18 protein-coding genes are annotated in these 19196 nt (G+C 62.5%); 10 read left to right on the top strand and 8 right to left on the bottom strand.

Annotated elements, in window-relative coordinates; translation table 11 throughout:
• Positions 1–24: 24 nt before the first annotated feature.
• Together AB7951_RS05065 and AB7951_RS05070 are read right to left on the bottom strand one after the other, a co-directional pair.
• Positions 25–798 (bottom strand): anti-sigma factor family protein, encoded by a 774-nt coding sequence (locus tag AB7951_RS05065; protein WP_120293297.1) that lies wholly within the window; start codon positions 796–798, stop codon positions 25–27.
• An 18-nt stretch (positions 799–816) separates the two neighbouring features.
• Entirely contained in the window at positions 817–1305 is a 489-nt protein-coding gene (locus tag AB7951_RS05070; RefSeq protein ID WP_068734962.1) for a sigma-70 family RNA polymerase sigma factor, read from the bottom strand.
• 226 nt (positions 1306–1531) lie between these two features.
• Here AB7951_RS05070 and fabI point away from each other — a divergent pair, with 226 nt between their 5' ends.
• The 4 genes from fabI (at position 1532) to AB7951_RS05090 (ending at position 5367) form a co-directional block, all read left to right on the top strand.
• Positions 1532–2353: an enoyl-ACP reductase FabI gene (fabI, locus tag AB7951_RS05075; protein WP_093756866.1), complete on the top strand. Its 822-nt coding sequence runs from the start codon at positions 1532–1534 to the stop codon at positions 2351–2353.
• Between the two features lie 11 nt (positions 2354–2364).
• Entirely contained in the window at positions 2365–2964 is a 600-nt protein-coding gene (locus AB7951_RS05080) for a histidine phosphatase family protein (protein WP_120293299.1), read from the top strand.
• A gap of 75 nt (positions 2965–3039) precedes the next feature.
• A complete protein-coding gene (gene aroC / locus AB7951_RS05085) occupies positions 3040–4125 on the top strand; it encodes a chorismate synthase (RefSeq protein WP_120293301.1) in 1086 nt (361 codons plus the stop codon).
• 51 nt (positions 4126–4176) lie between these two features.
• Positions 4177–5367 carry an adenylate/guanylate cyclase domain-containing protein gene (locus tag AB7951_RS05090; RefSeq protein WP_175368409.1) on the top strand — a complete coding sequence of 397 codons (1191 nt, stop codon included), beginning with the start codon at positions 4177–4179 and terminating at the stop codon, positions 5365–5367.
• 2 nt (positions 5368–5369) lie between these two features.
• Here the strand turns inward: AB7951_RS05090 and AB7951_RS05095 are convergent, their stop codons facing one another.
• From AB7951_RS05095 to AB7951_RS05105, 3 genes are all read right to left on the bottom strand, one after another.
• Positions 5370–6125, bottom strand: coding sequence for a hypothetical protein (locus AB7951_RS05095; RefSeq protein WP_120291939.1), 756 nt, complete (start codon positions 6123–6125; stop codon positions 5370–5372).
• Between the two features lie 90 nt (positions 6126–6215).
• A complete protein-coding gene (gene clpS / locus AB7951_RS05100) occupies positions 6216–6527 on the bottom strand; it encodes an ATP-dependent Clp protease adapter ClpS (RefSeq protein ID WP_120291842.1) in 312 nt (103 codons plus the stop codon).
• Positions 6528–6575: 48 nt separating this feature from the next.
• Positions 6576–7892: an SEL1-like repeat protein gene (locus AB7951_RS05105; protein WP_120291840.1), complete on the bottom strand. Its 1317-nt coding sequence runs from the start codon at positions 7890–7892 to the stop codon at positions 6576–6578.
• 220 nt (positions 7893–8112) lie between these two features.
• Between AB7951_RS05105 and AB7951_RS05110 the strand changes: the two genes are divergently transcribed.
• The gene (locus AB7951_RS05110) at positions 8113–8958 is read left to right on the top strand and encodes a DUF1194 domain-containing protein (protein ID WP_092145074.1); all 846 of its coding nucleotides are present in this window, start codon (positions 8113–8115) and stop codon (positions 8956–8958) included.
• Positions 8959–8964: 6 nt separating this feature from the next.
• On the opposite strand, the gene AB7951_RS05115 is transcribed toward AB7951_RS05110, so the two are convergent.
• From AB7951_RS05115 to AB7951_RS05125, 3 genes are all read right to left on the bottom strand, one after another.
• On the bottom strand, positions 8965–10284 hold the full coding sequence (locus AB7951_RS05115; protein ID WP_120291838.1) for a cobyrinate a,c-diamide synthase: 1320 nt from the start codon (positions 10282–10284) through the stop codon (positions 8965–8967).
• Between the two features lie 64 nt (positions 10285–10348).
• Positions 10349–11893, bottom strand: a complete 1545-nt coding sequence (locus tag AB7951_RS05120; protein ID WP_120291836.1) for an acyl-CoA synthetase — start codon at positions 11891–11893, stop codon at positions 10349–10351.
• 211 nt (positions 11894–12104) lie between these two features.
• Positions 12105–13277 carry an acetyl-CoA C-acetyltransferase gene (locus AB7951_RS05125; protein ID WP_120291834.1) on the bottom strand — a complete coding sequence of 391 codons (1173 nt, stop codon included), beginning with the start codon at positions 13275–13277 and terminating at the stop codon, positions 12105–12107.
• A gap of 140 nt (positions 13278–13417) precedes the next feature.
• On the opposite strand from AB7951_RS05125, the gene AB7951_RS05130 reads away from it, so the two are divergent.
• The 5 genes from AB7951_RS05130 (at position 13418) to AB7951_RS05150 (ending at position 19193) form a co-directional block, all read left to right on the top strand.
• Entirely contained in the window at positions 13418–14083 is a 666-nt protein-coding gene (locus AB7951_RS05130) for a TetR family transcriptional regulator (RefSeq protein ID WP_120291832.1), read from the top strand.
• A 228-nt stretch (positions 14084–14311) separates the two neighbouring features.
• Positions 14312–15070 (top strand): SDR family NAD(P)-dependent oxidoreductase, encoded by a 759-nt coding sequence (locus AB7951_RS05135; protein WP_093756859.1) that lies wholly within the window; start codon positions 14312–14314, stop codon positions 15068–15070.
• A gap of 203 nt (positions 15071–15273) precedes the next feature.
• Complete coding sequence (locus AB7951_RS05140; RefSeq protein ID WP_120291830.1) at positions 15274–16080, top strand: enoyl-CoA hydratase-related protein; 807 nt, start codon at positions 15274–15276, stop codon at positions 16078–16080.
• Positions 16081–16158: 78 nt separating this feature from the next.
• Complete coding sequence (locus AB7951_RS05145; protein WP_120291828.1) at positions 16159–18033, top strand: AMP-binding protein; 1875 nt, start codon at positions 16159–16161, stop codon at positions 18031–18033.
• 32 nt (positions 18034–18065) lie between these two features.
• Positions 18066–19193: an acyl-CoA dehydrogenase family protein gene (locus AB7951_RS05150; protein WP_120291826.1), complete on the top strand. Its 1128-nt coding sequence runs from the start codon at positions 18066–18068 to the stop codon at positions 19191–19193.
• Positions 19194–19196: the final 3 nt, after the last annotated feature.

Genomic DNA, 19196 nt, shown 5'->3' on the forward strand with positions numbered 1-19196 from the left:
CGAGCAGCGATCAGTTCGCTGTCCTCATCCCCCGACCTTCTCCGTTTGATCGTAGATCTGGCGCGCGACCTGGTTGAGCCGGTCCTTGTCGGTCGGGCCTGACACGACATAGCCGACGCCCTTGTCGGCCCAGAACATGGCGCCGTCCTTGTCCTGCGCGGCATAGCGCATCTGGGTGGCGTCGGCTTTCGCCGCACGCGAAGTGTAGAGCGTGTAGCGCTCGCCCGACGGGCTCTCATACATGAAGAAGGCCGCAGGCGCTTCGGGGCCGGGCAGCAAGCGTCCGCCGACCAGCTTCAATCCGGCCGCATCGAGTTCGGGCGCCTTGATCTCGTAGCCGACGCGCTTCGACAGCCACTGCTGCAGGTGTGCACGTTCATTGGCTGCGACTTCGACCGGATGACGGACTTCGACCACATAGGTCCGGTGTGCACCGAGCGCGTCCACCGTGAAACTCCGGAATATCGACGGCGTGGTCGCTGCGCCGCGTGCGACCCAGCCCGCGCTGCCACCTGCAATGAAGGCGACAAGCGTTGCCGCGACGGCGCCGTAGATCCAGCGCCGCGGCTGCTGAACCAGTCGCTCGATTTCCAGCCGCTGCGGCACGGCTTCGTCGGCAATCGCATCGTAGCGGGCATGCAGCAACTCGGCCATTGCGCGCCATGATGCGACGCGCTCGGCATCGTCGGGATGTGTCGTAAGCCATGCCTCGACATCGGCGCGGCGCTCGGCCGGCAATTCATTGTCGACGAAGGCGTGCAATTCGTCTTCGGTCACGGGAATGTTCGGTCCGGTCATTATCATCTTCCCTTTAAATCATTTGACCGCGCGCAGCGCCGGGCGCTCGCCGTCGAGATAGGCTTTGACATGGGCGCGGGCGCGGGCGAGGCGCGACATCACGGTGCCGATCGGCACGCCCTGGATGTCGGCGACTTCGCGGTAGCTCAGGCCCTCGAGCATCACGAGCAGCAGCACCGAGCGCTGCTCTTCGACGAGGGCGGCAAGGGCGCGCGAGATGTCGCGCCCTTCGGCTTCGGTCCCGCTGGCATCCGGATTGTTGTCGAACAGCTCGGTGAAGATGGGCTTGCGTGCCAGCGACCGGCGGCGGTTGCGGTTCAGGTTGGTCAGGATCGTGTAGAGCCAGCTTCTGAGGTCACCGCCGATGAACAACTTCTCCGAGCGCAGCGCGCGCACCAGCGTGTCCTGCACCAGGTCGTCGGCAATGTCGGTGTCACGCGCCAGCGCTCGCGCATAGCGGCGCAGCGCCGGAATCATGCTCTCAACGCTTTCGCGAAAGGCGCTCATGCTATTAGTGCCATCCGTTGCAATCCTGACGGTATCTCGGGCGGTCCGCAATTGCGCCCGCATCTATCATAACACCTTGGCGGACCGTCTATTCCGGCGTTAAGCCCGGACGGTAAACAGCCACATAACCGGGCTTTTGGGCTGTACCGGACGCAAGTGCTGGTGTACCCCCAAGGCCAGATCGGCATGGACTGCCAAGTTATCAGCCAAGCAAATAGGATGTGATATGAGTGAAGTTTCAGGCCTGATGAAGGGCAAGCGCGGCGTCATTCTCGGCGTGGCCAATAACCGTTCCATCGCCTGGGGCATTGCCAAGGCGTGCCAGGCGCAGGGCGCCGAGATCGCGCTGACCTATCAGGGCGATGCGCTGAAGAAGCGCGTGGAGCCGCTGGCGGCGGAACTGGGCGCGCTCGTGCTTGGTCATTGCGACGTCACGGATGCCGCGACCATCGATGCGGTGTTCGACGAGCTCAAGGCGAAGTGGGGCAAGATCGACTTCGTCGTCCATGCCATTGCGTTTTCCGACAAGAACGAGCTCGAGGGCCGCTATGTCGACACCACGGCGGAGAACTTCAGCAAGAGCATGCTCATCTCCTGCTATTCGCTGACCGCGGTTGCGCAACGCGCCGAGAAACTAATGACCGACGGTGGTTCGATCATCACGCTGACTTATTACGGCGCCGAGAAGTGGATGCCGAACTACAACGTGATGGGCGTCGCCAAGGCCGCGCTCGAAGCCAGCGTGCGCTATCTGGCGGCTGACCTCGGCGAGAAGGGTATCCGCGTCAATGCGATCTCCGCCGGCCCGATCAAGACGCTGGCCTTCGCAGGGATTGCCGACTCCCGCTACCTGCTGAAATACAACGAGGTCAATGCGCCGCTGCGCAAGAACGTCTCGATCGACGAAGTCGGCCAAAGCTCGATGTATTTCCTGTCTGACCTGTCCTCTGGCGTCACCGGCGAAGTGCATCACGTCGATGCTGGCTATCACGTGCTCGGCACCAAGGTGCCGGATGCGCCGGATATCTCGATGGGCGGCAAGGACTGATCGCTTAGTCCATGCCGAAACCAACGATCTATTATATTCGCCACGGTCAGACCGAATGGAATGCCGCCGGTCGCTTTCAGGGCTCGAAGGACATTCCGCTCAACGATCTCGGTCGTGAGCAGGCGGCGCATGCCGGTGGTGTCCTTAAAGATCTGCTGGCGCGCGACGGGCGCGCCAGCGGCGATGTCGCATTCGTCTCCAGTCCGCTCGGCCGCGCGCGCAACACCATGGAACTGGTGCGCGGCAAGCTTGATCTGCCGCATGACGACTACGTCCTCGACGATCGTCTGCGTGAGATCGGCTTCGGTCACTGGGAAGGATTCACGTTGGCCGAGCAGGAAGCCGCACATCCCGAGATCTTTGCGGCGCGCTTGCGCGACAAATGGAGCCTGCCGGCGCCGGGCGGCGAGAGCTACGCTGAGGTGCAACTCCGGATGCGCGAATGGGTTGACGGCCTGACGGGCGATACCGTTGCCGTTGCCCATGGCGGTACGGCGCGGGCGCTAATGGTGGCGCTGGGCTTTGAGACGCCGGACGGGGTCAGTGAGCTGTCGATCCAGCAGGGCGCGGTCTACGTGTTCAACGCCGACGGGATGGACAAGTTTAGTTAAGCATTGCGGCTGACCGGGCGATTTGACCCCTCGGACGGCCCGCGTTACGACATCTGCTCAAGCAGCGAGCGCCCCATGTCCCACAACACCTTCGGCCACATGTTCCGCGTCACGACCTTTGGCGAAAGCCACGGGGTGGCGATCGGCTGCGTGGTCGATGGCTGTCCGCCGCTGATCCCGCTGGATGTGACCGAGATCCAGGCCGATCTCGATCGCCGTCGTCCCGGCCAGTCGCGCTTTACCACGCAGCGGCAGGAAGCCGACGCGGTCAAGATCCTGTCCGGGGTCATGGCGCATCCGGAAACCGGTGTGCAGGTCACGACGGGGACGCCGATCGCGCTGCTGATCGAGAATACCGACCAGCGCTCGAAGGACTATTCGGAGATCAAGGACAAGTTTCGGCCGGGCCATGCCGACTTCACCTATGAGGCCAAATACGGGTTGCGCGATTATCGCGGCGGCGGCCGCTCGTCGGCGCGCGAGACGGCGACGCGCGTGGCCGCTGGCGCCATTGCGCGCAAGATCGTGCCGGGCATGACGGTGCGTGCGGCGCTGGTGCAGATGGGACCGCACAAGATCGACCGCGGCAACTGGGATTGGGACGAGGTCGCCCGCAATCCCTTCTTCTGCCCGGACAAGGACAAGGCCGCCTTCTTCGAAAGCTATCTCGACGGCATCCGGAAATCCGGCTCGTCGATCGGTGCGGTGATCGAGGTGGTCGCCGACGGCGTGCCGGCGGGATTGGGGGCTCCCATTTACGCCAAGCTCGACGGCGATCTGGCAGCGGCGCTGATGAGCATCAATGCGGTGAAGGGTGTCGAGATCGGCGACGGTTTCGGTGCTGCGGAATTGTCCGGCGAGGACAATGCCGACGAGATGCGCATGACCAATCACGGCCCGTCATTTCTCTCAAACCATGCTGGCGGCATCCTCGGCGGCATTTCCACAGGCCAGCCGGTCGTGGCACGTTTTGCAGTGAAGCCGACTTCGTCGATCCTGTCGCCGCGCAAGACCGTCGATCGCAATGGCGCCGATACGGACATCCTGACCAAGGGTCGTCATGATCCCTGCGTCGGCATCCGCGCCGTGCCGGTGGCGGAAGCCATGGCCGCTTGTGTGCTCGCCGATCATTTCATTCGGCATCGCGGACAGGTCGGCTAGAGTAAGTGACTGACCGAAGCCCGCGTTCGCGCGAGTTTGAAAGTGCCAGCCGTGTTGCCCGACAAGCTCAGAGAGATCATCGACTGGCTCAGTGACGGTGCGCGATCCGCGCCGACGCCATCGCGCATGATGGCGGAATGTTGCGAACGGCTTGTCGCTGCGGGGCTGCCGCTATACCGCGTCGGCATCTTCATCCGCACCCTGCACCCGGAAATCTTCGGCAGAAATTTCATCTGGCGTCCGGAGACCGGGGTGGTCCTCAGCTCGGTTGATTTCGACATTCAGGAGGCGCCTGAATTCCTCAGCAGTCCGCTTGCGCTGGTCTTCCGTGAAGGTGTCGAGGTTCGCAGCCGACTTCATGAGCCATCAACCACACCCTTTCCTTTTTTCGACGATATGCGCGCCGAAGGCGTTACCGACTACATCGCGATCCCGCTCACCTTCGTCGACAACATGCTCCACGCATCAAGCTGGACCACGAAGCAGCCTGGCGGTTTTACGGACGAGCAGCTTGCTGCCTTGAAAACGGTGCTGCCGACATTGGCGCGGTTGATCGAGGTCATCGGCATACGACGAGTGACGGTGACACTGCTCGATACCTATGTGGGCAATCGCGCTGGCGGACGTATTCTCGGTGGTCAGATCCGACGGGGCCACACCGAGACCATGCGCGCAGCGATCTGGTTGTCGGATCTGCGCGGCTTTACGGCGCTGTCGGATCGATTGCCGCCGGAAAGCGTCGTCGAGATTCTCAACCTTTACTTCGATTGTCAGGTGCCTGCGATCCTCAAGCATGGCGGCGAAGTGCTCAAATTCATGGGCGATGGCCTGCTGGCCGTGTTTCCCATTGCTGAGGATGATACGGATCGTTCGATGGTTTGCGGTCATGCGCTGGAGGCCGCGCGTGAAGCCAGCGCTGCCGTTGAAGCGCTGCGCTGGTCGGATGCGGCAGGTGCCGAAGAGCGCTTTCGCTTCGGTCTGGCACTGCATGTCGGCAAGGTACTTTACGGCAATATCGGCGGCGGCAACCGGCTCGACTTCACCTGTATCGGCCCGGCGGTGAACCTCGCCGCACGTCTGGAGAAGATCGCGGGCAGGCTGCATCGTACAGTGGTCGCGTCGACCGCTTTTGCTGGTGCGACAGACGCCGACTGGGCCGATCTCGGTGAATTTCCCATCGCTGGCTTCGCCAAGGCCGAGCAGGTCTATGGATTGGGCGATGAAACCGCGGTCGCCGGCTGAGGTCAGTCGCCGCGCAGATGGGATTGCTTGAGGGCCGCGGTCAGGATCATCAGGGTCACCCAAAGCCGCAGCATCGCGAAGCTGAAGATAAAGACGAAGAAGATCAGGTTTCGGATGAAGGTGTTCGTCGTTGGCGCCTGCCCGTAGATCGCAATCGCGTTGCGAACGAGACCCTGGACAAAACCGAGGCCGAAATAGGCGGCGGTCAGGACCAGAAGGCCCACGCCGAGCCACGCGCGTCGCCTGGCGAATTCACGGCAAGCCGCGAAGAAACGAACCCTGTTGTCATGGCGTTCGACGCCGACGATCATCAGCAAGATCAGCGTGGCGATGGAGGCATTCCAGATCTTTCCGGCCGCTGTCGGCTGATCGAACGCCATGCCATCGATGCCGCCCATGAAGTTCAGGTCCAGCGGCGAGATTCCGAGCAATACAGAGATCATGCTTGCTACAAGCATCAGCGCGCCGATACGCGCCAGAATGCGCAGCGATAGTCGGAATTCATCCTCGAACGTCATCGCTCCGAGATGGGTCTCGCCGTCGGCAAGCTCGATCGACCGCCGTGCGGTCACCAGAAACGCGAGAAGAACGGCAACCGTGGCGACGAAGATGGCCGGCAAGGCGATAACGCCACCGCTGAACGCGATCACGCGCATTCCCGCTGCCAGCACGAGCCAAGGCAGGCATTCGATGAAGCGCAAAGGCCCGAACGACAATTCCGGCCGGGATACATATTGCTTGCGGAGTGCAATCGACATCTGGCGAGCTTGCCACATGCCGCCCAACCTCGGATTGAGCCGATCGTTAAATTTTTATCGTCTTGGTGGCCAAAGCAGAAGCGCCACGTCCTATTCTTCCGGCTCGGTCGTGAACAGAAGCGGATAGCCCTTGGCGCGGCCGGCGTCTGTCGCGCGGGTCGCCTTGGTCTCGGCGACGTCACGGGTGAATACGGCGACGACGCAGACGCCGCGTTGATGCGCCGTCATCATTACCTTGGCGGCTTGATCCTCGGACATGCGAAATTCCGCCTTCAACACCCGCACGACGAACTCCCGCGGCGTGAAGTCATCATTGACCAGGATAACCTTGTACAATTTCGGCCGCTCGACCTTCGGCTTGGTCTTAGTCTTGGTCTGCGGGGCGGTGACACTCTCGGGCATGCACACTCATCCGGACGATCGCGCTCTGTGGCGGCGACGCGACGATGATCACTCGGCCGGGCAATCCTTGAGGCGTTGCACGGCATCCTGATCGCCGCGCTGCACGGCCATTGGTTTCAGTTTACAGGCTCCGGGGACGTCGCGAAACTGCGGGTTCTGCGATAGTTTGAGATCGACCAATGCGGCAAGTGCGTCAGGCTCGCCAAGTTCCGCAGCCTGAATTGCCTCATACAGAACGATGTTGAGCGAAGAGATCTGAACCTGCGGATGGCCGGCCAGCAACCGCAGGGCCTTTAGCCGGGAGTCGTAATCCCAAACCCCGGCAGTGATCAGCAAGTCGATCCCCTTTGGCACGTCGCGTGGCACCAGCTTTCCATCGAGATAAAGCTCGCTGAGCAGGCCGCTCGCGCTCGCTTGATGGCGCTGGCTTTGCAAGATCGATAGCGCGCGCTTCGGATCGGCCGGGCCGCCTTCGCCATCGAGCAGCATCTGCGCCAGCTCGGTATCGCCTCCCAGATGATCGCGCGCAGCCTCTTCAAATAGTTTGCGGGCGCGCTCGGGATCGTTGGGATGGGTGGCTTCAGCCAGCGCCGCCTTGGCGCCAAACGAGCCGCCTTGGGCGAGACGTTCGAGTAAATCCCGGCCGGCGGTCTGCTCGCTGGGCTGCGGGGATCGCGCGAGAAGCCGGGCAAGCCTAATCTGCTGGTCCGCACGGGTGACGTTCTCCGGCAGCGGCAACCGAAGCGCGCGCTCGGTCCAGTATCGTTCGGCCGAGGGATCCCGCTTTACGATGCCGCCACGACCATAGAGGATGGCGAGCCTGTATACCGCTGACGGGTTGTCCAGTTCGGCTGCCTTGATCAGCGCGCGCTGTGCCTCGTCGCGCGCAATCAGTTGTGGGCGATCAAGATGATAGTCCCATGAATTGTGCGACTCATAGATTGCGTAATTTGCCTCGCTATCGTTCCGGGCTGCGGCCTCGCGCAACAGTGCGACCGCCTCGGCGCGCCGTTCATGCGGCAGCGATTGAGCGAAGGCCACCTTGTTGCGGACATCGTCCGGAGCTGCAGCGAATGCTTCGCTGCAGGCGGCCTGGCGCGTCCGGTAACGCAGCTTCTCTTGTTGCTCGGAGAGGTATTCGGTGGCGTTCCGCGAAAGACGGCGGCATTCGTCGGCTGCGTTTGCGCCGAACGGCCGAATAGGTTCGTCCTGTTCGGCAGCCCCTGTCTTGCGCTGTTCGGCGGGTGCTGAAACGAACAAAGCGATCGCTGCGCCGATGCAAGCGAGCAGTACGGCCCACACGATTGCGTGCCGCGCTGCGGGCTGGCGGCCACCGTTCATCGGCGCGTTCAAGGCGGCGCTCATCTCGGCCCATTCCGGTCGGCAATGGTGGATGTGGCGTTGGCGACATCCTGCGCTAGCTTTGTCGCGCGAGCGCGCAAACTGTTCAAATCCGGGGCAGGCGCCCGTTAGCTCTGCCGCAGCGGCATCGCCGCCATGACCGGATTGTGAACATGCCTGCAGGTTCCTGCTTTGCGGCTCGTCATTTGCATGTCACCATTCGATTCTCAACGGGAGGGCCGCTATGCGCTGGTGTGTCTCGATTGGAGCGGTACTCGTCGCGGGAGCGATGGCTGGCGGCGACGTCGCGAGCATGGCTGCGACAGGCCCGAAAGCGCAGTTTGCCCAGAGCAAGCAGGACCCCGTGGTCGATGTCGAACTGGTGCTGGCGGTCGACGTTTCCTATTCGATGGATATGGACGAGCTGGCGATCCAGCGCGAAGGCTATGCCCAGGCCATCGTTTCCAAGGAATTCCTTACCGCGCTCAAGAGTGGCCCGACAGGCAAGATTGCAGTCACTTATTTCGAATGGGCGGCATCGTCAGACCAGAAGCTGATTATTCCCTGGCGTGTTATCGACGGTCCTGAATCTGCCGACGCGGTGGCATCCGAAATCATGAAGACGCCGATCCGCCGGGCATCGCGGACCTCAATCTCGGGCGCGATCTATTATGCCATGCCGCTGTTCGATGAAAATGCGCTGCACGGCCTGCGCCGCGTCATCGATATTTCGGGCGATGGGCCGAACAACAATGGAGGACCGGTGACGGTCGCGCGCGACGAGGCAGTCGCGAAAGGCATCGTCATCAACGGCCTGCCGATCATGGCCAAGGAACTGTCCTATTCGACCATGGATATCGAAAATCTCGATCTCTATTACGAGGACTGCGTGATCGGCGGCGCGGGCTCCTTCGTGGTGCCGATCAAGGAGCGCGACAAGTTCAAGGAAGCGATCCGCACCAAACTGGTGTTAGAAGTCGCAGGATTGATGCCCGAGCCGCGCGCGATTCCTGTCGCCAACACGACGAAGGAGCCCCGCGTCAACTGCCTGATCGGCGAGAAGATCTGGCAGGATCGCTGGGGGCGTTAGTTCCCGTTAGCCATCGACCCGCGCAATCGCGTGGAAAAACGTGCCGGTGACATGGCCGCGCCGTCCGCCGCGTTCTGCCATGGGTTCGGCCTGCGCGTTGCGGAGATCGACCAGCGGGTCGTCGCTGCCCGGATCAATCAGTGACGCATAGTGAAATTCATGGCCGCGGATGAGCGATCCCTTTGGTCCGATCGGACTGTCGGATAGCAATCGCGCCTCGCGATAGCCGAGATGCAAGCGCCGCTTGTGGAAACTCGTCGTGTGGCTGAGCAGCCCCGTCATCTCATGCCGGTTGCCGTCGGCATCCTCCAGGCCTTCACCGAGCACCATATAGCCGCCGCACTCGCCATGGACCGAACGTGTCTGTGCGAAGCGCACCAGCCCGTCGCGGAATTTTTGCGCCGAGGCAAGCGTTGCCACGTGAAGTTCGGGATAGCCGCCTGGCAACCAGCATGCATCGCAATTATCCGGCGGAGCTTTATTGGCCAGCGGTGAGAAACGGACGACCTCCGCGCCGGCATTGCGCCAGCCGTCAATCAGGTGCGGATAGATGAAGGTGAAGGCAGCATCAGCGGCCAATGCAATGCGCTGACCCGGCGGCGGTAAGGCCGGCGCGGCATTGCGGGCCGGCTGTCCGTCGATCGGCGCAGCCAGCGCGATGATGGTATCGAGATTGAGGTGCTTCTCCGCCATGTCGGCGAGTACGTCCATCCGCGTGGCAAGGTCGCCATGTTCGCCAGCCTGGATCAGGCCGAGATGCCGTTCCGGCAGCGCCAGCGTCGCGTCGCGCGGGATGGCACCGACAACGGGAATGCCGAGGGGCGTGATGGCGTCCGTGATAAGGCGGCGGTGGCGATCGCTACCGACGCGGTTCAGGATCACGCCGGCGACGTGCACGTCAGGACGATGACTGGCAAAGCCGCGCACCATAGCGGCGGCGGATTGCGATTGCGCGGTCACGTCGAGCACCAGCAGCACCGGTAGATTGAAGCGCGCGGCGATACTGGCGCTGCTACCGTCGCGGTCGGCGACGCCGGGCACACCGTCGAACAGGCCCATAACGCCTTCGACCACCAGCAGATCGGCGGCTTCGGTGGTGCCAGCCATCAGCGCCTGCAGCAGCGAGGGCGGCATGGTCCAGCTATCGAGATTGATGCAGGGCGCGCCGGTGGCGATCGCATGAAAGGCAGGATCGATATAATCGGGCCCGGCCTTGGCCGCGCGCAGTACCATGCCGCGCCGCGCCAGTGCGGCGAGCAGGCCGAGCGTGACCGTGGTCTTGCCCGCGCCGGATCGCGCTGCGGAGACCAGCAGGCCGGCGGTCATGATGGATGAACTTGCGACATCGCGGCGGATTACCGCGGCGACTGCGATGCCGCAAGGGCGAGGTCTAGGCCGACGCCTTTTCGCTCTTCGGCCAGTACTTGTCCCGCAAATGGCGCTTCACCAGTTTGCCGGTCGGCGTGCGTGGCAGTTCGGCCTCGAAGTCGATGCTCTTGGGGCATTTGATCGGGGACAGATGCTTGCGGCAGTACAAGATCAATTCGGCCTCCAGCGCCTTGCCGGCGCGGCTCATGTCGTGCGGCTGCACCACGGCCTTGACCTCTTCGCCCATCTCCTCGTTCGGCACGCCGAACACCGCGACGTCGGCGATATCCGGATGGGTGATGAGGACGTCTTCGGTCTCCTGCGGGTAGATGTTTACACCGCCGGAAATGATCATGTAGGACTTGCGGTCGGTGAGGTATAGGAAGCCTTCGTCATCGAGATAGCCGACATCGCCGAGGGTGGACCAGCCGCGCGCGTTATAGGCGCGCTTCGTCTTCTCGGGATCGTTGTGATAGCTGAACTGCGGCGTGTCGGCGAAATACACCGTGCCGATTTCGCCGGTCGGCGCTTCTTGGTCTTCTTCATTGACGATCTTGACGCTACCGACCACAGCCTTGCCGACGGTGCCGCGATGCGACAGCCACTGCTGCGAGTTCGACACGGTGACGCCGTTGCCTTCGGAGCCGGCGTAATATTCGATCAGGATCGGTCCCCACCAGTCGATCATCCGTGCCTTGACGTCGACGGGGCAGGGGGCTGCGGCATGGATCGCGCCGTTCAATGAAGAGACGTCGTATTTCAAACGGACTTCATCAGGCAATTTCAGCATGCGGACAAACATGGTTGGCACAAGCTGCGACTGGGTGATCTTGTGCTTTTCGACAAGCTTGAGGAATTCCTCGGCGTCGAAATGCTCCATGATCACCGACGTGCCGCCGAGCGTGATCGCCATCATGTTAAAACGTAACGGAGCCGCGTGATACAGCGGCGCCGGTGACAGATAGATCGAGTCCGATGTCATGCCGCACATGTTCGCGCAGAGCAGCTTCAGGAACGGATTCGGCACGTCGATCGGATTGTTCTCCGAGGCGCGCTTGATGCCCTTGGGACGGCCCGTCGTGCCCGACGAATACAGCATGTCGTAGCCGGCAACCTCGTCGGCAATCGGCGTGGCGGGCTGAGCGGCGAGGGTGGTATTCCAGTCGCGGAAACCGGGGCGCGAACCGTCGACGATATAGAACATCGGCTCCACCGTGTTGGTGATCAGCGGTGCAACCACATCGGCGCATTTCTCGGAGGTGATGACGACGCGCGCGCCGCAGTCTTTCACGATATAGGCGATTTCGTCTTGCGTCAGGTAGCGGCTGATGGCCGTGTAATAGAGCCCGCTGCGCTGTGCGGCCCAGCAGATCTCCATGAAGTCGAGCCGGTTCTCCATCAGTAGCGCAACATGATCGCCGGCCTTGAGTCCCAGCGAGCGAAACAACTGCGCGCCGCGGTTGGAGCGTTCGTCGAGTTCGCGATAGGTGAGCGCCTGACCTGAACCGGCCATGCGGTAGGCAATCTTGTCGGGACTGGTCTTCGCGTGAATCGACGGATGCGTCATGGAGAATTCCTTGGTGTTTCCTCGAAGACCGGCGGATTTTTCCGCTCGTGGTGTGGTTTGGTAGGCTCTCTCAGTTGTCATCCCCGCGAAGGCGGGGATCCATAACCTCCTTCAGTTGAGATGGCACGCGGCGGCCTCCGCGTTCTTGCTATCTCGATCGAGAGTATGGGTCCCCGCCTTCGCGGGGACGACACCATTGTTGTCGGAGTGCTTACAACCGCTCCACGATCGTCACATTGGCCATGCCGCCGCCTTCGCACATGGTCTGCAGCCCGTAGCGCTTCTTGTTCTGCTGGAGCGCATGGACCAGCGTGGTCATCAGCTTGGTACCGGAGCCGCCGAGCGGATGGCCGAGCGCGATGGCGCCGCCATTGACGTTGAGGCGCTTCGGGTCGGCGCCGGTGGCCTTCAGCCAGGCCGTCGGAATCGAGGCGAAGGCTTCGTTGACTTCGAACAGGTCGATGTCGTCGATCTTCATTCCGGCCTTTTCGAGCGCGCGCTTGGTGGCGGGCAGGGGCGCTTCCAGCATGATCACGGGATCGCCGCCCATCATGGTCATGTGGTGGATGCGCGCCAGCGGCTTGATGCCGAGTTGCTTGAGGCCCTTCTCGTTGACAACCATCACGCCCGACGCACCATCGCAGATCTGGCTGGCGGATGCTGCGGTGAGCTTGCCGTTCTCGGCGATCAGCTTGACGCCCCTGATGCCGTCGAGCGTGGCGTCGAAGCGGATGCCCTCGTCGATGTGATGGGTGTCCGTGGTGCCATCGGCGCGGGTGATCTGCAGCGGGATGATTTCGTCCTTGAAGCGGCCGGCTTCGGTTGCTGCGATGGCGCGCTGATGGCTCTCGAAGGCGTATGTGTCGAGGTCATCCTTCGACAGTCCGTATTTCTCGGCGACCATTTCGGCGCCGGTGAACTGGCTAAACTGGATATTGGGATAGCGCGCTTCCATGCCGGGGCTCTTGTAGTGGCCCATGCCGGCCTTGGACGCGAGAATGCTTGGCGAGCCCATCGGCACGCGGGTCATGCTCTCGACGCCGGCGGCGATCACGATGTCCATGGAGCCAGCCATCACGGCCTGGGCGGCGAAATGCAATGCCTGCTGGGACGATCCGCACTGGCGGTCGATGGAGGTGCCCGGCACGCTTTCCGGCAGCTTGGAGGCCAGCACCGCGTTGCGCGCGACGTTCACAGCCTGCTCACCGCCCTGGCCAACGCAGCCCATGATGACATCTTCAACCGAGGCGGGATCGGCGCCGGTGCGCTCCACCAATGCGTTCAAGACCGAGGCGGCGAGATCGGCCGGATGCCAGCCGGCTAGACGCCCGCCTTTGCGGCCACCAGCGGTGCGTGCAGCGGCGACGATATAGGCCTCAGCCATGCGTGATCTCCCTTTTTGCCTTGTTTGGCGGCGTTTTTCGTGGCGTTGAATGCGCGGGATTTAAGTGTCCGCGGAGAGTTTAGTCAATCGGTCAATTAACTCTTGAGTGCGGCCGATTGTTCGTATTATCTGCGCTCCGAATGGCACCGACTTTGAACCCCAGCACCTCTGTGAAAACCGCCGCTGCCCGTAATCCGACGGCCGACAAGCTGTTGCTCGCGGCGAGCGAGCTGATGATTGCCAGCAACTCCATCGAGGTGTCGCTGAGCGAGATTGCGCAGCAGTCCGGGGTCAATGCGGCGCTGGTGAAATATCATTTCGGCAACAAGGACGGCCTGCTGCTGGCGCTGCTTGCGCGCGACGCCGCCACCGAGATGACCAATCTGGAATATCTGCTGGCGCAGCCGATCTCGGCCACCGCAAAACTGCGGCTGCACATCGCCGGCATCATCAAGGCCTATTACCAGTTTCCCTACATGAACCGGCTGATCCACTACTTGCTGCATGAGAGCAGCAACGAGGCAGCCGATGAAGTATCGAAGTTCTTCGTGGGGCCGCTGCTCGGCTTCCATCGCCGACTGCTGGCAGAAGGGCTCGACTCCGGCGAATTTCGCAAGGTCGATCCGGTGCTGTTCTACACCAGTTTGATCGGCGCCTGCGACAACCTGTTCTTCAGCCGTCATGCCATGTCGCGCGCCATTGGCGTCGGCCCGGTGACCGATGAAGTCTGCCGCGACTACGTCGCCCATATGGAAGCGATGCTGCTCGGCGGGATCCTCACAAACAAGAAGGCCGCCAAGGCCTGACATCACGAGCTCAGAAGAAACGGCCCAAGGAAAACTGCCAAGAAAATTCAAAAATGTCGGGAAACGCCCAAGGAACTAAATTCAAGAACCAACAATAAGAAACGCCCAAGGACCAGTTCCAAGAACAACAACCAAGAAAACGCCCAAGGACCACTTCTTCTTTTTCTTCTTCGTCGCGACTCAAGAATTCAAGAAACGATCAGAAACGCCCAAGGAAAGGCATTATCGATGCAGTTGAAAGACGTAGCCGTATTCATCACCGGCGGTGGCTCGGGCCTCGGTGCCGCGACCGCACGCGCGATGGCCGCCAAGGGCGCCAAGGTCGCCGTGTTCGACCGCGCGCAGGACAATGCCGAGAAGGTCGCTGCCGAAGTGAAGGGCGTTGCTACCGTCGGCGATGTCACCAGCGAGAGTGACGTGAAGGCGGCGCTCGCCAAGGCAGCGGCTGCGCATGGTACCGCGCGCGTACTGATGAACTGCGCCGGTATCGGCGGTTCGCAGCGCATCGTCGGCAAGCAGGGCGTCTATCCGCTTGAGAAGTTCACCAATGTCATCATGGTGAACTTGATCGGTACCTTCAACTGCCTGCGCCTGTTCGCCGAGCAGCTCGCCACCGCCGAACCGATCGGCGAGGAGCGCGGCGTCATCATCAACACCGCCAGCGTCGCGGCCTATGAAGGCCAGATCGGCCAGATCGCCTACTCCGCCTCGAAGGGGGGCGTTGTCGGCCTCACGCTGCCGGCTGCCCGCGATCTCGCCTCCAGCAAGATCCGCGTCAACACCATCGCGCCGGGCCTGTTCCTGACGCCGCTGCTGATGGGCCTCAACGAGGAAGCCCGCGCCAGCCTCGGCGCGCAGGTGCCGCATCCGGCCCGCCTCGGCGACGCCTCGGAATACGGCAACCTTGCGGTCCACATCGTCGAGAACCCGATGCTGAACGGCGAAACCATCCGCCTCGACGGTGCCATCCGTATGGCGCCGCGGTAGTACTTGTCTTCCCCTCTCCCCCAGCGCGGCGTAGCCGCGCGCCGGGGGAGAGGGTGCCTGAGCAAGCGAAGGCGGGAGAGGGCTCGTTGTGGCACCCCTCTCGTGAGTTTGTTTCTAACTCCTGCGCTGCCCTCTCCCGCAAGGGGAGAGGGCGCGGCAATGAGCGTCGGCAAGGCGCCAACGAGTGAAACGGGAGAGCGCGTGTGTCTAATCCACTGCTGATCGAACACGACGATGGCGTGGACCGGGTGACGCTTAATCGTCCGGACAGTCTCAACGCGCTCGATCCTGCTCTGATCGACGCACTAAACGACTATTTCGAAAGCCTGCAGCGCAATCGCAAGACACGCGTGGTCGTCCTCAAGGGTGCCGGCGCCAATTTCTGCGCCGGGCTCGATCTCAAACACGCAATGGCCGTGCGCTCCGGGCAGAATGCGCCGCGCACCGTCACCGAGTCGCTCGATTCCCAGCGCCGCATCGCGGATATCGTGATGCTGATGCGCCGCTGTCCGCAGCCGATCATCGCGCTGGTGCAGGGTGCTGCCGCCGGTGGCGGTTTCGCGCTGGCGCTCGCCGCAGATATCCGCATCGCCGCCAAGTCAGCGCGCATGAACTGCGCCTTCATCAAGCTCGGCCTCGGCGGCTGCGATATCGGCTCAAGCTATTTCCTGCCGCGTCTCGTCGGTGTCTCCGTCGCCTCTGAACTGATCCTCACCGGCCGCTTCATCCATGCCGATCGCGCGCTGGCTGTTGGGTTGGTGTCGGAAGTTGTCGACGACGGTCAACTCGAAGCCGCCGCTGCGCCCTATGTCGATGTGATGATGACCGCGTCGCCGGTAGGGCTGCGGCTGTCGAAGGAATGCATCAACATGTCCGTCGATGCCGGCTCGATCGAGGCCGTCATCGCCATGGAAGATCGCAATCAGGTGCTGTGCAGCCGCTCGGAAGATTTCGAGGAAGGCATTCGCGCATTCATCGAGAAACGAAAGCCGGTTTACGTCACACGTTGAAGCGTGATCTCACGCAACGAATACAAGGTCCGACAAACGAGACCATGGTTCGACAAGAACGGTTTTGGGAGAAACCACATGAACGCCCAGGCTGCCGCGGTGCTGACAAAGCCCGCCTTCCGCAAGATCCACTGGATGGAGCGCGACATCGATGTCGAGCGCCGGCCGGACGGCGTCATCGTCATGAAGTCGCTGATACCGTTGATGCCCTATGAGACGCATCTGCCGGCGTCTCTGGCGAAGTGGGCCAAGGAGCGTCCCGATCACACCTGGCTGGCCCAGCGCGCCGGCGATGACCGGCAATGGCGTCGGCTCAGCTATGGCGAGGCGAAGCGGACCGCCGATGCGCTGACCCAGGCGCTACTCGACATGAAGCTCGCGGCCGATGGACCGGTTGCGATCCTTTCGGGCAATTCCATCGAGCATGCACTAATGACCATGGCGGCGATGCAGGCGCGGCATCCGGCAGCGCCGGTGTCGCCGGCCTATTCGCTGATGAGCCAGGATCACGCCAAGCTCAAATATCTGTTCGACCTGATCAAGCCTGTCGCGGTCATGGTGCAGGACGGGCCGACCTTCCAGAAGGCGCTGGATGCGCTCGATCTCACCGACATCAAGATCATCCATGTGGCGCGCCCGCCGACGGGGATCGCCAGCACCGCCTATGCCGACATGGTCGCGACCATGGTTACGCCCACGGTCGACGCATCGCTCGCCCAGATCATGCCCGATACGGTAGGCAAGCTGCTGTTCACCTCGGGCTCCACCGGCATGCCCAAGGCGGTCATCAACACGCAGCGGATGATGACGGCGAATGCCGCGATGATGATGCAGACGCGCCCGCGCGATCCGAACGCGCAGCCGCCGGTCTATCTCGACTGGATGCCGTGGAATCACACCATGGGCGGCAACGCTTTGTTCAACCCGCTGCTGATCGATGGCGGCACGCTCTATATCGACGATGGCCGTCCAATGCCGGGCATGATCGACGAGACATTGCGGAATCTGCGCGAAATCTCGCCGACCTATTACGCCAATGTTCCCGCCGGCTATGCGGCCATCGCCAGCGCGATGGAGAAAGACGATGCGCTGGCGCGCTCGTTCTTCAAGAACCTGAATCTGATGGCCTATGGCGGCGCGCGTCTCCCTGACGATCTTTATGACCGCATGCAGGCGCTGGCCGTGCGCGCCACGGGCGAGCGCATCGTGTTCTACACCGGCTGGGGCTGCACCGAGACGTCGCCGACCTCGACCGGCACCTATTGGGACACCGAGCGCGTCGGCCTGATCGGTCTGCCGTTCCCCGGCGTCGAGCTGAAGATGGTGCCGGTGGATTCGAAATACGAATTGCGGCTGCGCGGCGTCAACGTAATGCCGGGCTACTATCGCCAGCCGGACCTCACCAAAGCGGCCTTCGACGAGGAAGGCTTCTACAAGATCGGCGACGCTGGCATTTTCGTCGACGACAATGACCCCGTGCAGGGCCTGATCTTCTCCGGCCGCGTGGTGGAGGACTTCAAGCTGACGACCGGCACCTTCGTGCATGTCGGCTCGTTGCGCACCGATGTGATCGCGGCGGCGACGCCGGTGGTGCAGGATGCGCTGATCACGGGACAGGATCGCCCCTATATCGGCGTGCTCGCCTGGCCCAACCTGCCGGCCTGCCGAATCATGATCGGCGAGCCCGAGGCGACATTTGCCGATGTGGTGAAACATCCCGCGGTGCTGGCCTGTTTGAAGAAGGGGCTGCAGGCACATAATGCGTCGTGCGAAGGCGCCAGCAGCCGGCGCATTGCGCGCGCGATGTTCATGGTCGAGCCGGCGTCCATCGACGGCAACGAACTCACCGACAAGGGCTACATCAACCAGCGCGCCGGCCTCGAACGCCGCGCGGTACTGGTCGCCCAGCTTTACGCCGAGCACCCCGGCGAAGACGTCATCATCCTCAACTAGACTTTCCATCGATCAGAACAGAGTACACCGCCATGAACTTCGATTTCTCCGACGACCAGAAGCAGCTCCGCGACGAGGCCCGGCGTTTTCTCACCGAGAAGTGCCCGCCGAAGGCTGTGCGCGCTGTGATCGACGGCAAGGCGCCCTATGATCGCGAGCTCTGGAAGGGCTTGGCTGACATGGGCTTCCTCGGCGTCGCCGTCCCGGAAGCCTTTGGCGGCTCGGGTGCCGGTCATCTCGAACTTTGCGTAATCGCCGAGGAAATGGGCCGTGCGCTGGCGCCGGTGCCGTTCTCGTCCACGGTTTATCTCGCCGCCGAAGCGCTGTTGCTCGCCGGCTCCGATGCGCAGAAGCAGAAGTGGCTACCGGCGATTGCACAGGGCAATGCCATCGGCACGCTGGCGCTGTTCGAAGGTTCCGGTAATCCGTCGCCAAAGGCGATCAAGCTCACCGCGGCTAACGGCGTGCTCAACGGCACCAAGAAGCCGGTGGCCGATGGTGCCATCGCTGACTTCGCGATCGTCGCCGCGCGCACTGGCTCGACCGGTCGCGACAGCGACATCGCGCTGTTTCTGGTCGATCTCACCAGCGAAGGCGTCGAGGCGAAGGCGCTGACCTCCATCGATCCGTCGCGCAACCAGGCCGAGATTACCTTCAAGAACGTCAAGGCCGAGCTGCTCGGCGTTGCCAACGAAGGCTGGAGCATTCTCTCGCAGGTGCTTGATCGTGCCGCCGTGCTGATCGGCTTCGAACAGGTCGGCGGTTCCGACCGTGCGCTGGAAATGGGCCGCGACTACGCGCTGGATCGTATCGCCTTCGGTCGCCAGATCGGTTCGTTCCAGGCCGTGAAACACATGCTCGCCGACATGTATGTCTCGGCGACGCTGGCGCGTTCGAATTGCTATTACGGCGCATGGGCGCTTTCGACCAACGCTTCCGAACTGCCGGAAGCCGCCGCTGCAGCACGCATCAGCGCGACGCAGGCGTTCCAGCACTGCTCCAAGAACAACATCCAGGTTCATGGCGGCATGGGCTTCACCTGGGAGTTCGACTGCCACCTCTACTACCGCCGCTCCAACGCGGTGGCGGTCGGGCTCGGCTCACTGTCTTACTGGGAAGACCAGTTGATCGAGCGCATGCGCCAGAAGAATGCGGCGTAAGGA

This window comes from Tardiphaga sp. 285_C5_N1_2, from assembly GCF_052076065.1.
GTDB lineage: Bacteria > Pseudomonadota > Alphaproteobacteria > Rhizobiales > Xanthobacteraceae > Tardiphaga > Tardiphaga robiniae.

Bases quoted from the DNA above. Each gene is read 5' to 3' on its own strand.
- AB7951_RS05065 (WP_120293297.1), bottom strand. From the start codon at position 798: ATGACCGGACCGAACATTCCCGTGACCGAAGACGAATTGCACGCCTTC.
- AB7951_RS05070 (WP_068734962.1), bottom strand. From the start codon at position 1,305: ATGAGCGCCTTTCGCGAAAGCGTTGAGAGCATGATTCCGGCGCTGCGC.
- fabI (WP_093756866.1), top strand. From the start codon at position 1,532: ATGAGTGAAGTTTCAGGCCTGATGAAGGGCAAGCGCGGCGTCATTCTC.
- AB7951_RS05080 (WP_120293299.1), top strand. From the start codon at position 2,365: ATGCCGAAACCAACGATCTATTATATTCGCCACGGTCAGACCGAATGG.
- aroC (WP_120293301.1), top strand. From the start codon at position 3,040: ATGTCCCACAACACCTTCGGCCACATGTTCCGCGTCACGACCTTTGGC.
- AB7951_RS05095 (WP_120291939.1), bottom strand. From the start codon at position 6,125: ATGTCGATTGCACTCCGCAAGCAATATGTATCCCGGCCGGAATTGTCG.
- clpS (WP_120291842.1), bottom strand. From the start codon at position 6,527: ATGCCCGAGAGTGTCACCGCCCCGCAGACCAAGACTAAGACCAAGCCG.
- AB7951_RS05105 (WP_120291840.1), bottom strand. From the start codon at position 7,892: ATGAGCGCCGCCTTGAACGCGCCGATGAACGGTGGCCGCCAGCCCGCA.
- AB7951_RS05110 (WP_092145074.1), top strand. From the start codon at position 8,113: ATGCGCTGGTGTGTCTCGATTGGAGCGGTACTCGTCGCGGGAGCGATG.
- AB7951_RS05115 (WP_120291838.1), bottom strand. From the start codon at position 10,284: ATGACCGCCGGCCTGCTGGTCTCCGCAGCGCGATCCGGCGCGGGCAAG.
- AB7951_RS05120 (WP_120291836.1), bottom strand. From the start codon at position 11,893: ATGACGCATCCGTCGATTCACGCGAAGACCAGTCCCGACAAGATTGCC.
- AB7951_RS05125 (WP_120291834.1), bottom strand. From the start codon at position 13,277: ATGGCTGAGGCCTATATCGTCGCCGCTGCACGCACCGCTGGTGGCCGC.
- AB7951_RS05130 (WP_120291832.1), top strand. From the start codon at position 13,418: ATGGCACCGACTTTGAACCCCAGCACCTCTGTGAAAACCGCCGCTGCC.
- AB7951_RS05135 (WP_093756859.1), top strand. From the start codon at position 14,312: ATGCAGTTGAAAGACGTAGCCGTATTCATCACCGGCGGTGGCTCGGGC.
- AB7951_RS05145 (WP_120291828.1), top strand. From the start codon at position 16,159: ATGAACGCCCAGGCTGCCGCGGTGCTGACAAAGCCCGCCTTCCGCAAG.
- AB7951_RS05150 (WP_120291826.1), top strand. From the start codon at position 18,066: ATGAACTTCGATTTCTCCGACGACCAGAAGCAGCTCCGCGACGAGGCC.